The following is a 13,524-nucleotide window of genomic DNA, read 5'->3' on the forward strand; positions in this document are numbered from 1 at the left end:
GGTCCGTTCTGTGTACCGACCCCATGTTGGTCTTGGCCCAGGTCTCGTCGATGAAGAGGGGAGGGGACACGCCTTCGTCCAGCATCATGTCGAAAAACGCATCATCGTTCGGCGTCGGGACCATGTCCTCGATCACGAGGTTGGCGCGCGACTCCGCCATGTCCTCCCGCCACATGGCGACTTCCGCGGGCGTGCCTCGCACGAAATCCATCGCGCGGACTTCGGCGCGGATCGCCTCGATATCGAAATCGCTCATGCTTCGTCCTTCGCTTCGCCTTCCGCGTCGAACGCGCGCTTGCCGCGCCGCTTCCACAGCGCCAGCACGTCGCCGGCATCATCGCCACGCGCACGTCCCGCCAGATCGAGCAGCGCGCCGTAGAGCGTGGCGCGATCGTCGTCGGCTAGCTCGACCAGCCCGGCTTTCTGGACCAGCCCGCCCAGCTCGATCAGATGGCGCGTTCGTTCGCGGCGTTGCACGACCCAGCCCCTGCTATCCGTTCGCCGCTGACCCGCTTCCGCCCGCAGCGTCGCCGCCCGGTTCAGCTTGAGCGCCCGATCCGTCGATCGCAGCAGCGCCGCCACCTTTCCGCCCGCGCCGCTGAAAGAAGGCAGCGCCCTTCGCACGCCATGCCTCCTTCGCGCTGGTATCCTTCGACCCGATCGCATCGAGGAGCACCCCGGCCAGCGTCTCGGCATCGAGCGCATCGGCCCCCGTGGCGGCGACGAGCTGGCCGAGCTGTTCAACCCGCTTCGCCTTTAGCGCGCGGGCCTTGTCGCCGAGCGCCTTCAGTTCGGCGTCGTAATCGCGCACCTTCCGCATCGCCCTCACCCTTCCGCGCATCAACCAGAGACACCTTAGCGGACCCGGCATTGGGGTAAAGCACGAACGGCAGGAAAAGCGGCACCAAGTCAATCACGAGGAGCGTAGCGGATTGTGAGTGCGCGCTTATACGTCGTTGCCGACGTGCGCTCAGAAGTGTAATAAGCCAAGCGTCATGGCGATCTACCATTTTTCCGCCAAGGTCATCAGTCGCCAGACCGGCGCGAGCGCGGTGGCGAGTGCCGCCTATCGGTCCGCGTCCGAGCTGCATGACGATCGCTTCAACCGTAACCACGATTTCAGCAACAAGGCGGGCGTCATCCACTCCGAGGTGATGTTGCCAGAGGGCGCGCCGGAGCGTTTAAACGATCGCGCGGCCTTGTGGAACGAGGTGGAGGCGGGGGAGAAGCGCAAGGACGCGCAGCTTGCCCGCGAGGTGGAGTTCTCGATTCCGCGCGAGATGAACGAGAAGCAGGGCGTCGCGCTCGCCAAGGACTTCGTGAAGAAACAGTTTGTCGATCGCGGCATGGTCGCGGACCTCAACGTGCATTGGGACAAGGCCAAGGACGGCACCCCCAAGCCGCACGCGCATGTCATGCTGGCGATGCGTGACGTGGGGCCGGAGGGGTTCGGCGCTAAGAACCGCGACTGGAACTCGACCGAGCTGTTGAAGGACTGGCGCGAGGCGTGGAGCGCGCATGTCAACGAACGCATGGCCGAGCTGGGGCTAGAGGGCCGGATCGATCACCGTTCCTATGAGGCGCAGGGCATCGAGCTTGAGCCGCAGCACAAAATCGGCCCGGCCGCGTCGCGGCGACCGGAGCAGGGGCTTGAGGCCGAGCGGATCGAGGATCACACGCGCATCGCCCGCGACAATGGCGAGAAGATCATCGCCAACCCATCGATCGCGCTGGACGCCATCACCCGGCAGCAGGCGACGTTCACCACCCGCGACCTTGCGACGTTCGCGTTCCGACAAAGCGACGGCAAGGATCAGTTCGACCGGGTAATGGGGGCGGTGCGCTCCAGCCCCGAGCTGATTGCGCTGGGCAGGGACGGGCGCGACCAGGAGCGGTTCACGTCGCGCGACATGATCGCGGTGGAGGCCCGGCTTGAGAGCGCCGGCGACGAGCTGGCGGGCCGCGCCGGGCATGGCGTCGCCGATCGCCAGCGGGACGCCGCGATCGGCGCGGCCAGCGCCAAGGGGCTTGTCCTGTCGGCCGAGCAGCGCGACGCCTTCGATCACATCACCGGGCGCGAAGGGCTGGCGTCCGTCGTCGGCTACGCCGGCAGCGGCAAATCCGCCATGCTTGGCGTCGCGCGCGAGGCGTGGGAGGGGCAGGGCTACACGGTGCGCGGCGCGGCGTTGTCGGGCATCGCGGCGGAGAACCTTGAGGGCGGATCAGGCATCGCGTCACGCACCATCGCCAGCCTTGAACACGCATGGGGTCAGGGGCGCGAGCAGCTAGGCCCCAGGGACGTGCTGGTCGTTGACGAGGCCGGCATGATCGGCTCGCGCCAGATGGAGCGTGTGTTGAGCCAGGCGCGCGACGCCGGGGCCAAGGTCGTGATGGTAGGCGACCCCGAGCAGTTGCAGGCGATCGAGGCCGGAGCGGCGTTCCGCAGCATCACCGAGCGGCATGGCGCGGCCGAGATCACCGAGATACGCCGTCAGCGCGAGGACTGGCAACGCGACGCGACGCGCGCGCTCGCCACAGGCCGCACCGGCGAGGCGATCCACGCCTATGATGGCAAGGGCATGGTCCACGCGGCCGACACGCGCGAGCAGGCGCGGGGCGAGCTGGTGGACGGCTGGGATCGCGCGCGTCAGGCCGAGCCGGGCAAATCCCGCGTCATCCTCACCCACACCAACGCCGAGGTCCGCGAGCTGAACGAGGAGGCGCGGGGCCGGCTTCGCGCGACCGGCGACCTTGGCGACGACGTGACGTTCAGCGCCGACCGAGGGACGCGCGCGTTCGCGCGCGGCGACCGCTTGATGTTCCTGCGGAACGAGCGGTCGCTAGGGGTGAAGAACGGCACGCTTGGCACGATCGAGCGGGTGACGCCGGAGGGCATGACCGTCCGGCTGGACGGGGGCCGTCAGGTCGCGTTCGACGCCAAGGATTACGCCCATGTCGATCATGGCTATGCGGCGACGTTCCACAAGGCGCAGGGCGTGACCGTCGATCGCGCCCATGTCCTCGCCACCCCCGGCATGGACCGCCACAGCGCTTATGTCGGCATGTCGCGGCACCGCGACGGGGCGCAGCTCCATTATGGCCGCAACGACTTCGCCGACCAACGCCAGCTCGTCCGCGCCCTGTCGCGCGACCGGAGCAAGGACATGGCCGGCGACTATGCGGTCCCCGCGCAGGACCAGGCTCGCGTGTTCGCCGAGCGCCGGGAGATATGGGGCGAGATCCGGTTCCCGGAACGCGCGCGCCAAGTGGCGGAGAAGGTGCGCGACAAGGCGCGCGGCATGTTCGCGGGATTCCGGCCGAAACCGATGTCGGAGAAAACGACGTCGCCCGAGCGCGTCGCGGCCGATCGGCCGCTGGCGCCCTCGCAGGCCCGCGCGATCGAACGCTATGGGCGCGCCGCGGCCGATATAGGCCGGATGCGGGAGAAGGGGTTGCCGGTGCTGGCGCACCAGGAGAGCGCGTTGCGCCGCGCCGGCGAGGCGTTGGACGCGACCCGGCCCCATGCCGCGCGTGACCTTGCCAGCGCGATCGAGCGTGACCCCCGGCTCGCGCGCGACGCGGCGGAGGGGAACACGGGCGGGGCGGCGAAGGCGATGGAGACGGAGCGCCAGGTCCGCATTGACCCCGAGAAGCGCGCGGGCCGCTTTGTGGAGCAGTGGCAGGGCATGAAGGAGGCGCGCGCCAGCATGGAGCGTGCCGGCGATCGTGCCGGCGCGGAGAAGCTGGGGAAGCGCATGGAGAGCATGGCGGGCGGGTTGCACCGCGATCCGCAACTCGAATCCGTGTTGCGGCGTCGCGCCCCCGAGCTGGCGTTGAGCATGGAGCGGGGCCGGTCGATCGGGCAGGAACTGGCGCAGTCGGTCGCGATCGGGCGTGATCGCGAGCGTGGCATGAGCCGGTAAGGGGGATGGGTGGCGGACGAGGACGACAGCCAGGGAGCAGACGCGGCCGAGGCTTTCGAGGCCATGCGTGGCGAGCTGGCGCTGTTGCGCCGCGCCGTGGAGGGCTTGGCGGCCGAGCGCGGCGCGATCGACGTGCCCGATTATACCGAGACGTTGGGGCGGATGCAGCAGGGCGTGGACGCCACGGCCGACCGGATCGCGGTCATCAACGACGTGATCGCCCGGAGTCCGGCGCTGGCGATGACGCCCGAGCAAATGGCGCAGCGGATCGTGGCGGCGGGTAACGCGGCCCGGCGCGAGGATCAGGCAGCGCTCGCCAGGGCGGGCGAGGACAAGGCCCGCGTCATGGCCGAGCTTCGCGCCGTCGCCGGGTCCGCATGGACGCGAGCCGACCAGAAGAATCGGCAGCTATGGTTCGGGCTGGGCGGGGTCGCGATCGGCATCATCGCATGGGCGATAGTGCCCGGCCTGGTCGCGCGCGAGGTCGCGCCGGCGAGCTGGCAATGGCCCGAGCGCATAGCGGCGCGGTCGTTAGACTTGCCGCGTTGGGAGGCGGGGCAGCGCTTGATGCAGAGCGCGAGCCCGACCGCGTTCCGCGCGATCGTCGCCGGCGACAGGATCGTGACGGCCAATCGCGAAACGATCGAGGGGTGCAGCAAGGCCGCGGTTCGAGCGCGCGAGACGGTGCGATGCACGATTAAGGTTGGCGGTAATCACCAGTAGGCGTGCAATTCCGGGCTTCGTAACCGCTACACTTGACGGCGCGGCGGAGAACCGAAGTCAGGGTCTGCGCTGACTCGTTTTGCGACCGTTCCCGCCGGATGGCGATACCAGCCGGGATCGGTAAAATCGCCCCGCGCGATATCGTCGCGCACCTTCACGACCGTGAACATGCCGCCCATTTCCATATTCCCGAACTGGCCCTTGCCGCCCATCATCGGCGTCGTGTTGACCGGACCTTGATGTCCGCCGTCGGTGTGTTCCTGGTGCTCCGCCATGCCGTAGCGCATCATCGGCAGGAAATTTGGCGACACCTTGCGAATCCGCGCCTCTACACCGGATTGATCAACGCCGGTCTGGTTGGGGATGCCGTGGCCCATCGCGTTCATGGTGTGGTGGGCCATATGGCAGTGGAAAGCCCAGTCGCCGGCGACCGCGGTAAACTCGATGTCGCGCATCTGCCCGACCGACACCAGTTCGGTGACCTCCCGCCGCCAGCGCTCGCGCGGCCAGCGCCCGCCATCGGAACCCGTCACCTCGAACTCGACGCCATGAAGGTGGATCGGATGGTTCCACATCGACAGGTTGCCGGCCCGGATGCGCACACGCTCGCCGGTGCGCGCGACGATCGGATCGATCGCCGGGAACATCTTGGAGTTGAAGGTCCACTGGTCGAACTCGACCATGATCGAGGGGTCCGGGCGCCAGGTTCCGGGTTTCAGCGCCCAATTGTGCAAAAGGAAGGCGTAATCGCGATCGACCGGCACGATCTCCCCGCCGCGCGGATGGATGATGAACAGGCCCATCATGCCATAGGCCATCTGGGTCATCTCGTCGGCGTGCGGATGATACATATGCGTGCCGTGCTGGCGCAGCGTGAACTCGTAGACATAGGTTTCGCCGGGCTGAATGTGCGGCTGGGTCATCCCGCCGACGCCATCCATGCCGGAGGGAAGGATCAGCCCATGCCAGTGGACGGACGTATGCTCGCCCAGCCGGTTGGTGACGAAAATCCTTACCCGGTCGCCTTCCACGGCCTCGATGGTCGGCCCGGGCGTGCCACCGTTGTAGCCCCAGCAGGTTGCCTTCGATCCGGGCGCGAATTCATGCTTTACCTCTTCGGCGACAAGGTGGAACTCCTTGACCCCGGCATTCAACCGCCACGGCAGCGTCCAGCCGTTGAGCGTGCGGACGGGCACGTAGCGCGGATCGCGCGGCACGGCGGGCGCCACGCCCACAGGCTCGGCCGCCGGCATGGGCATCGGGCCCATCGCCATGCCGCCATGCATGGAATGATCCTGTGCGGCGGCACGCGCGGTCAACGCTGACCCCAGTGCTGCGGCGGCACCCGTCTTGAGGATGTCACGACGATGGATGGTCATTGGCCGGCTCCATGATGTTGGTGTTCAGGCGTCGGAGCGGGCGGTGGCGAAGGAGGAGGGCTGGCGTCCGGCGTTGGCACATGATCGTGAACCATCCCAGGCATGGCCGGAGGCGGCGCGGGCGACCCAGACGGTGCCGGACCTGCCGGCGGCGGCGCTCCCCCGCCATGGTGGCCGCCATGCATCGAGTGATCCATCGCCGGGGCGGCAGGCGGCGTCAGTATCTCGGAAACGGTCGGCGTGTTCTGCCTGGCTTCCGCATCACTCGGCAGCCTGTTCCCCACCAAACGCATCAGATCGACGCGCGCGAGCCAGTAATCCCGAACCGCTTCGAGGAACCCTTGATAGGCTTCGTATTCCTGCGCCTTGGCCTGAAGCACCTCGAACTCGCCGATCAGCGCGAAATTCTGTTCGAGCTGGCTTTGACGGGTCACGATTTCACGCTGCGGCACCAAGGCCGTGCGATACAGGCCCACCACTTCGCTGAGCACGCGTACGCGTTCCGCGCCCAGCCCAACCGCATTCCCGGACGCGAGCGCAAGTTGCGCCAGGCGCGCGCGCGCGATCCGTAGACGCGCTTCGGTTCGTGCGACCCGAGCTCCGCCTTGGTTAAAGATCGGCAGCTCGATGTCGAGCGTCGGTCCCCGGATGACCGAGCGGTCGACCTCGCGCTCGCGGTCGTAACCGACCGTGGTGGCCCCAAGGAGGCGGAAGCTGCGCGTGATCCGCGCCGCCCCGGCGGCGACGACAGCGCCCTTCTGCGCGGCGAGCAATTCCAGGCTGCTCGACTGCGCGAGGCGTTGCAACTCGCTTACGTCATCCTCGTGGGCGAGGGGCAGCGGCAGCACGGTGTCGCTTTTCCAATCCGCCTCCGCTCCCCGCAATCCGATCGCATTGTTGAGTTCGAGACGCGCCATCTTGCCGGCGACGGCGGCGCGGGTCGCCTCGATACGCGCCTGGCTGGCGGCGGCCTTTTCGCGGTTGAGCTGCAATTCCGTGATGTTGCCCGCGTCGTAAAAGCGCTGGGCGAGGTCTGCCGAAACCTGCAAGCCATCCGCGACCGCCGCCCGCATCTCGGCAACCTGCTGCGCTCCGACATAGCGATACCACGCCGCCTCGACGTCGAGACTGACGCCCAGGATCGACGCCGCCACCTCGTACCGGGCGCGTTCGTAGTCGAGACGGGCGAGCCGCGCCTTGGCTGGCAAGGTCAACAAATCGACCAGAGGCTCGGCGACGCCGAACACGAATTGCGATCCCGGCCCGCCCGCGAGCGCCAGGCTCGACAGGCTGATGCGCGGATTGGCGACCTGGACGGCGTCGAGAACATCGGCCCGAGCCAGTCCGAGCTCGCCATAAATCTGCTGGAGGCGCGGACTCCTGAGCATGGCAGTCTTGACGGCCAAATCCGCCGTCATCGGTTGGGCGGCGACCGATTGCTGGGCCTGTGTCTCCTGTTCGCCCTGGTCGTTTTGCTCCCAGCCCAGCGACGGCGCGCCGCGATCCGCAAGCAACTTCTCGATCGCCACATGATCCCTGCCCGGATCGAAGGTCGTGCAACCCGCAAGCACGGTCGTCACGGCCAGGATGATGATGCGCGGGGGCATCGGCCTCAGCCGACTGTGCGAGGGATTCACCATGCATTCCGCTGATTGGAAGACGCCATTGAGTAGATTCCCCCCTCGTTCCGAGATGCTGCAACTACATTCGTTATACGCGGCTCAACCGTTACGCCCTCACGCGCCGCCGATCTTCAGCAATTTCCGATGCAGCAGTGCGTGATCGCCCAACTTGTAACCAAGCGGGCAAAATGCGCGGACTGCCAGCCAGCACATATGCTTTGGCAACAACGCTCAGATTGAAGGACCAAGCCCATGAATCGTTATCTCGCCGCCGCCTTTGCGGGGATCGCCGCTATCGTCGGCATGACCAACGCCCAGGCCGCCACCACAATGTCGGGCGCCGGACATTACGAATGGCGCATCGTCAATCAGCGACCGGGGCCGCGGGCACCGATTGTCGCGCCGCGGCGGGTATGGATATCGTCGACGCCTTCGGAGGTGCAAGCGGCGGCCGACCGTTCGGAGGTTGCGGGACATTTTGAGTGGCGCGTCACCGTTTCGCCGGGACCGCGCGGGACACCGGTCTCCCGCCAAGTCTGGGTGCCGACCCCAACCATGATGGCTCGGGCTGGCGGGGCGGCGATGACGGCTGAACAGGGTCTCTAAGGGGATTTACCCGACAGTTAAAACGTCTGGTAATGTCTTCAATCTCTCGTAAACGAACGATTGCCGGGGACGCTGGTGCAACACGCGTGAGCAGCCGCGCAGCGGCCATTTCGCCTCTCGAAACCGTACCTTGTTTCCTTCTTCGAAATCGGGCTAGTTCGCGTCGAGTTCTCGGAGAACGCCCTTGCTCGTCGGTTACGCCCGTGTTTCCACCAGGGATCAGTCCCCTGCCCTACAAATCGACGCGCTCCATGCGGCCGGGTGCGAACGCGTGTTCACCGAAAAGGCATCGGGCGCGCAGCGCGATCGACCGGAATTGAGGGCCGCGCTAGATTACATCCGCGCCGGTGATTCCCTTGTGGTGTGGAAGCTCGACCGGCTGGCGCGCTCCGTCCGGCAGCTCGTGGAGACGGCCGAAGATCTCGCCAAGCGCGAGATTGGCCTTCGCGTGCTCACCCAGGCCATCGACACCACCAGCCCCGGCGGGCGGCTCGTTTTCCACGTCTTCGCGGCCGTCGCCGAGTTCGAGCGCGAGCTGACGCTAGAGCGCACCCACGCCGGACTTGCCCAGGCGAAGGCGTTGGGGCGACGCGGCGGGCGCAAGCCGGCGATGGGACCGGCGGAGATCAAGCGCGCCAAGGCGATGCTCGCAGACCCGACCATCGCCGTCGAGGAGGTGGCAGCGCAGCTCGGGGTGCAGCCGTCGACGCTCTACCGGCACATACCGGGTGGGCGCAGCTCGGTGGTCGCGCAGGTGTAATGGAGGCCGTCATTGTCGGCCGCGTCTTTCTTCCACCCACCCAACCCTTGGGGCTTGGCCCACGGCCCGGCAGGCAGGCAGGCAGGCAGGCAGGCAGGCAGGGGATCGTCGATCAGGCGAACAGGTCGCCGATCGCGCGCACCCGGAAGGCGTTGCGCCGGCGGCGCCGGCGATGCTCGCCAGCGTCGTGGCGCATATGGCACCGCTGGCAGAGCGCAGCGAGGTTGCGCGGTCGGTTGTCGCCGGGATCGTGGTTCAGGTGCGCGCTGGCGAGCACGACGCGCGTGACCCGCAGCGAGGCGGGCGGGTCGATGCCGGCGAAGCCCGGTTGCGCGCGTGCCAGCTCCATCGGTGCGGGCAGACGGCGAACCCCCCTGCCCTGCCCGTCGCGCCAGCGTGCGGCGTCCTCGTCCCACCACACCCCATCGCCGAGATGCAGCACGTAGCGGCCGTGCGGGCGACGGCAATGCTCGCAGCGCCCCTTGGCGCGGCCGAAGCGGATAAAGGCCGACAGCTCGCGCCAGTCGATCGGGTAAAGCCAGCGATGTTCGCGCGCGATCGGCATGACGATTCTATGAGTCACGACCGAGCGGAACGAAAGCAGAAAATTCGCTGTATTTATCTATCCAGCGGCAAGCGCCTATCATGTGATCCTGCACGTAGGTTTTGCTTGGGAGGTTCTATGACGACTCTCACCCGCAAGTGGCGGGCGTTTGATCGAACCGTTGAAGAAGTGCGCGCCAAATTCGCGGACTTGTCGCCGGCGAAGCTGGAAGCCCTGATCGATGAGGCCGTTGCGGCGACGCGTCAATCCGCCGAGCGAGAAGGCGGGCGTCTCCCCCCTTCCCTATCATAGCGCGTCCGGGCTGCCTCTATCCCGCTGGCTTTGCAGCCCGGCCACGCTGTTCCGTTCGTTTATCCATCACTGAACCACTTCGATGCCCTTGCGGCGGATGACATTCAGCAGCGCGAGCGCCGGTCCCTTGGCTTGCTTGGTGCCCCGTTCGAGCTGCGAAACATAACCCGTCGTAAGGTTCAGGTATTTGGCGAGCGCGGCCTGACTCAAATGCGCCTCTTCGCGCACGCCGCGAATTTCATCGGGCGTGATCGGCGCGGCCGTAGGCGGCGCATCCGGCCCCAGGTGGCGGACGGTGATCTTCCGATAGGTGTCATCGCCCATCAGACCAACGCTGTGCATGTCGTCGGCCGTCTCGAGGAGCGCCTCGGTCAGCGTGCTAAGCGTCTTCGCCATTCTCAATCTCCTGTAGCTTGCCGATGCTCACGGCTTCATCAAGGGCGGTGTCGTCGTTCGCCAGGAACTCGGCGGCGATGTCCCGCAAGGTCTGCAATTCGTCGTCATCGATGTTCTCCCGCTCGCTCTTGGCAAAGCCGTAGAGGAAAAACGCCCGATCCTCCGTCCGATAGGCCACGATCATGCGAAACCCGCCCGATCGTCCCTGCCCTGGTCGCGCGACGCGCTGCTTGATGAGGCCGCCACCCAGATCGGCGTCGATAAGCCCACGCTCGGCTCGCTCGATCGCCTCCTTCAAATCCGCGTCACTAATTCGTTCACGTCGGACGAACCGCGCGACCCATTTGGTTTTGAAAATCCGCACGGCATCGTCCTATAATACCTAGAACTATAGCACACAGGCAGACACTTTCAACCCGCTTAAGCGATGGTGCGCCTACCGCTTCGCGGCACCGTGGCTCCTACCCGCTTCGCTCCCCGAGTCCGCGAGCGGTCTCGGCCTGTCGGTGACGATCCACTGGCGGGGTAAGTCGTGATCCCCTTTCATTCCACGCTGCATATCTGTATACAAGTATAAATCTATACCTGTAGGAGTGTAGCATGAAGGTTCTCGCCATCCTGTCGCAGAAAGGCGGCGTCGGAAAAACGACGCTGGCGACGTGCCTTGCCGTGGCGGCCGAGCAGGCAGGCAAGGAAACCGCGATCATCGACCTAGACCCGCAGGCGACAGCATCGTTCTGGAAAGATGTGCGCCAGCTTGACACGCCCGCCGTCGCCTCGATCCAGCCGGTGCGGCTCGCGGCGATGCTCAAGGCCTGTGCCGACGCCGGCACGGACCTTGTGGTGATCGATGGCGCGGCCGTCGCGCGTGATGTTGCCTATGAGGCCGCACGGCACGCCGACTTCATCCTCGTGCCGACGAAGACGGCGGTGTTCGATACAATGAGCATGACGCACACGTTGGACGTGGTGCGGCAGCTCGATCGCGCCTTCGCCGTCGTGCTGACATTCGTCCCGCCCCAAGGACAGGAGACGGGCGATGCGATGAAAGCAGTCGAGGAGCTGGGCGCGGCGGTCTGTCCGGTGACGATCGGCAACCGCAAGGCGTTCTTCCGCGCGCAGGCCACAGGCCAGGCAGTGCAGGAGTTCGAGCCGAACGGCCCGGCCGCAGCGGAAATCAACCGCCTATACGAGTATACGGTTATACGCCTATACGATAAGGCGGAGGTGGCGTGATGGCGAAGGGCAACACGCTCCAGGCGATGCTCGACCGGGCCAAGGCCGGCGGTGACACGTCGGCGACGCCCGTCCCGACCGTTGCGCCAATCCCCGCCAGACCCGCGCAGGCCGGGCGGCAGGGGACCAAGCTGATAGGGGGACATTTCGCTCCCGAGGTCAGCACGCAGCTCCGTATTCTTGCGGCCGAGGAGGGAACGACGGTGCAGAGCCTGCTAGGTGAGGCGCTGGACGATCTTTTCGTGAAGAAGGGCAGGGGCCGCGTCGCACGTAGCGTATAGGAGTATACAAATATACTGCTATACTTGCATCATCGAAAAGTGAGTTTTGGGGCAGCGCCTCACCTTTGCGCGGCGGGCGTGCTGAAATCCACCAGCACGGGCAGCTCGGGAATCCCGCCACGCAGCTTAGCGCGTCGCACGATGCTGTGTTGGTCGATCAGGTTCTGTGCGTCGCGCTTACCGCTGGACGTTTTCGGGAACCAGTGGAGCGCCACCCGTTCGACCTTGCGCCCGTTCTTGATCGGCGTGAAATCGACATAGAAGGGGCAGAGCTTGTTGATTTCCTCGACAGCGACCTTGAGGCAGTATTTGTTCAGATCGGCGAAGCGCTCAAGTTTCCCCTCGGGGACGTTGAGCAGGCCGCGCACCTCCTCGATCGTGAACTCCTCTTTCTGCTTGTATTCCAAACCGATGCGACGCTCGATCATTTCATAGAGGCAGAGGGCGTATTTCGACTCAAAGCAATACATTACCTGCGTCTTGAGACGGGCATAGACCTGACTGTTCCGCAGTATCTCGATCAATTCTTCGGGGATGCGGTAGTGAAGGAAGCCGTCCTTTTCGAGGCTTTCATCGCTGGGGCCGAGGAGCTGGACGCGGCGCTTGTAGCTCTTGCCGTCCTTGCGGATCGTGACGATCGCGATAGTGCCCATGAGACGTAGCAGCGAGCTTTCCACGCGCTCGTTGCCCTGGTGCGTCCCTTTCAGTCCCGACTTCGCAATGCGATGGATGATCGGCTCGCCAATACGCTCCCAGGCATTGGCGATGAGCAGGTTGTAGATACGGCGATCAGCGAGGGTGAGGGGGCTTAGCTCGACGATATCGACCAGCTCGCCGGGCTTGACGATTTCCCCGTAATTGGCGGGATCAAAGGGATTTCCGCGCCCCTTTTGCGCCAGCGTGCGGAAGGACATATCGACCACGGCAGGTTGGGACATAGGCTTGACCAACGGTGAGCAAGAGGGGCTTATCGACTCACCCTAACCGCGAAAAGTGAGCCAGGCAAATGTTCCGGCTCCCCGATGGAAACGGTGAGGGGGCTACCCCAAAACTCACCGTCACCGCCGACCCGGTTGCCCGGCTACCCCGAAGCTCACCGGACCCGGCCCGAACACTCACCTTTACCGACCCTAAAACTCACCGCACGCTACCCCGAAACTCACGCGACTCGACCCCAACGCTCACCGTTGAAGTCGTTTTTCCGCAGAAATCCGGGCCTTTCAGCGCCCTGAATCTTGAATCAGAAGAATTAGAGAATCTGAACCGCGAAAGGTGAGCTTTGGGGTAGGCCAGTCTGTGGATAACCAGCGTCAGGATACAACGACGGAATCGGCCTAACGGCCGATGCGCTATTTGTTGCGTGCCGGCTACGCCGTCACCAGAGCGGCGCAGGCTAAGCGGGAAGAAGAGGGCAGGATTTAGGGCTAGAGCATGACCGGATCACGTTGAAGCGTATCCGGAGTTGACGAGATAGTTTCGGCATTCGTCGGGTGTGAAGTAGTCGAGCAGGGATCCGATCCGCCTCCAGGTTGCCTCTACGGATCGCTCATCGGCTTTGCGCAGCAGCGTTTTGAGCTTGGAGAACATCTGCTCGATCGGGGCGGTGATGCGGTCGTGCCGCAGGGCGGCGATGAAAGTCAGTGTGCGCCAGCGGCCGTGCGGCACCTTGGCCAGCAGGCGCTCCCCGCGCGGGCTTCGGCCGTGGGTCCGCGTCATGTTGGGGTCAGGACATAGAACGGGCA

General features: G+C 65.6%; 16 protein-coding genes and 1 pseudogene. 7 read left to right on the plus strand and 10 right to left on the minus strand.

Annotated elements, in window-relative coordinates:
* From AC3WT0_RS19295 to AC3WT0_RS19305, 3 genes are all read right to left on the minus strand, one after another.
* The coding region (locus AC3WT0_RS19295; protein WP_492755051.1) for a hypothetical protein at positions 1 to 256 on the minus strand (256 nt) is incomplete at its 3' end.
* On the minus strand, positions 253 to 477 hold the full coding sequence (locus tag AC3WT0_RS19300) for a conjugal transfer protein TraD (RefSeq protein ID WP_066212920.1): 225 nt from the start codon (positions 475 to 477) through the stop codon (positions 253 to 255). The genes AC3WT0_RS19300 and AC3WT0_RS19295, both read right to left, overlap by 4 nt.
* A gap of 13 nt (positions 478 to 490) precedes the next feature.
* Entirely contained in the window at positions 491 to 820 is a 330-nt protein-coding gene (locus tag AC3WT0_RS19305; RefSeq protein ID WP_066212924.1) for a conjugal transfer protein TraD, read from the minus strand.
* A gap of 175 nt (positions 821 to 995) precedes the next feature.
* On the opposite strand from AC3WT0_RS19305, the gene traA reads away from it, so the two are divergent.
* Positions 996 to 3,923: a Ti-type conjugative transfer relaxase TraA gene (gene traA, locus AC3WT0_RS19310; RefSeq protein WP_066212928.1), complete on the plus strand. Its 2,928-nt coding sequence runs from the start codon at positions 996 to 998 to the stop codon at positions 3,921 to 3,923.
* Positions 3,924 to 3,932: 9 nt separating this feature from the next.
* Positions 3,933 to 4,646 carry a DUF6118 family protein gene (locus tag AC3WT0_RS19315; RefSeq protein WP_063976193.1) on the plus strand — a complete coding sequence of 238 codons (714 nt, stop codon included), beginning with the start codon at positions 3,933 to 3,935 and terminating at the stop codon, positions 4,644 to 4,646.
* Positions 4,647 to 4,672: 26 nt separating this feature from the next.
* On the opposite strand, the gene AC3WT0_RS19320 is transcribed toward AC3WT0_RS19315, so the two are convergent.
* Positions 4,673 to 5,932, minus strand: coding sequence for a multicopper oxidase family protein (locus tag AC3WT0_RS19320; protein ID WP_155647033.1), 1,260 nt, complete (start codon positions 5,930 to 5,932; stop codon positions 4,673 to 4,675).
* 89 nt (positions 5,933 to 6,021) lie between these two features.
* Positions 6,022 to 7,632, minus strand: a complete 1,611-nt coding sequence (locus AC3WT0_RS19325; RefSeq protein WP_066548711.1) for a TolC family protein — start codon at positions 7,630 to 7,632, stop codon at positions 6,022 to 6,024.
* A gap of 267 nt (positions 7,633 to 7,899) precedes the next feature.
* Between AC3WT0_RS19325 and AC3WT0_RS19330 the strand changes: the two genes are divergently transcribed.
* Together AC3WT0_RS19330 and AC3WT0_RS19335 are read left to right on the plus strand one after the other, a co-directional pair.
* Positions 7,900 to 8,253 (plus strand): hypothetical protein, encoded by a 354-nt coding sequence (locus AC3WT0_RS19330; RefSeq protein ID WP_066548713.1) that lies wholly within the window; start codon positions 7,900 to 7,902, stop codon positions 8,251 to 8,253.
* 184 nt (positions 8,254 to 8,437) lie between these two features.
* Complete coding sequence (locus AC3WT0_RS19335; protein ID WP_066212936.1) at positions 8,438 to 9,013, plus strand: recombinase family protein; 576 nt, start codon at positions 8,438 to 8,440, stop codon at positions 9,011 to 9,013.
* 112 nt (positions 9,014 to 9,125) lie between these two features.
* On the opposite strand, the gene AC3WT0_RS19340 is transcribed toward AC3WT0_RS19335, so the two are convergent.
* On the minus strand, positions 9,126 to 9,578 hold the full coding sequence (locus AC3WT0_RS19340; RefSeq protein ID WP_066212939.1) for a hypothetical protein: 453 nt from the start codon (positions 9,576 to 9,578) through the stop codon (positions 9,126 to 9,128).
* Between the two features lie 117 nt (positions 9,579 to 9,695).
* On the opposite strand from AC3WT0_RS19340, the gene AC3WT0_RS19345 reads away from it, so the two are divergent.
* Positions 9,696 to 9,869 carry a ribbon-helix-helix domain-containing protein gene (locus AC3WT0_RS19345; RefSeq protein WP_155647032.1) on the plus strand — a complete coding sequence of 58 codons (174 nt, stop codon included), beginning with the start codon at positions 9,696 to 9,698 and terminating at the stop codon, positions 9,867 to 9,869.
* 66 nt (positions 9,870 to 9,935) lie between these two features.
* On the opposite strand, the gene AC3WT0_RS19350 is transcribed toward AC3WT0_RS19345, so the two are convergent.
* Both AC3WT0_RS19350 and AC3WT0_RS19355 read right to left on the minus strand, forming a co-directional pair.
* Positions 9,936 to 10,265, minus strand: coding sequence for a helix-turn-helix domain-containing protein (locus tag AC3WT0_RS19350; RefSeq protein ID WP_066212942.1), 330 nt, complete (start codon positions 10,263 to 10,265; stop codon positions 9,936 to 9,938).
* Complete coding sequence (locus AC3WT0_RS19355; protein ID WP_066212947.1) at positions 10,249 to 10,629, minus strand: type II toxin-antitoxin system RelE/ParE family toxin; 381 nt, start codon at positions 10,627 to 10,629, stop codon at positions 10,249 to 10,251. Before AC3WT0_RS19355 ends, AC3WT0_RS19350 begins: the two co-directional genes overlap by 17 nt.
* A gap of 236 nt (positions 10,630 to 10,865) precedes the next feature.
* Between AC3WT0_RS19355 and AC3WT0_RS19360 the strand changes: the two genes are divergently transcribed.
* Complete coding sequence (locus AC3WT0_RS19360; protein ID WP_066212949.1) at positions 10,866 to 11,501, plus strand: nucleotide-binding protein; 636 nt, start codon at positions 10,866 to 10,868, stop codon at positions 11,499 to 11,501.
* Positions 11,501 to 11,782 (plus strand): ribbon-helix-helix domain-containing protein, encoded by a 282-nt coding sequence (locus AC3WT0_RS19365; protein ID WP_196490168.1) that lies wholly within the window; start codon positions 11,501 to 11,503, stop codon positions 11,780 to 11,782. The genes AC3WT0_RS19360 and AC3WT0_RS19365 overlap by 1 nt, the downstream gene beginning before the upstream one ends.
* A gap of 59 nt (positions 11,783 to 11,841) precedes the next feature.
* On the opposite strand, the gene AC3WT0_RS19370 is transcribed toward AC3WT0_RS19365, so the two are convergent.
* Positions 11,842 to 12,720, minus strand: a complete 879-nt coding sequence (locus tag AC3WT0_RS19370; protein WP_066548318.1) for a replication initiation protein — start codon at positions 12,718 to 12,720, stop codon at positions 11,842 to 11,844.
* 502 nt (positions 12,721 to 13,222) lie between these two features.
* Positions 13,223 to 13,524, minus strand: a pseudogene (locus AC3WT0_RS19375) (IS630 family transposase); the annotation flags it as partial.

Source organism: Sphingomonas sp. EU05-FHT14C10, assembly GCF_058790595.1.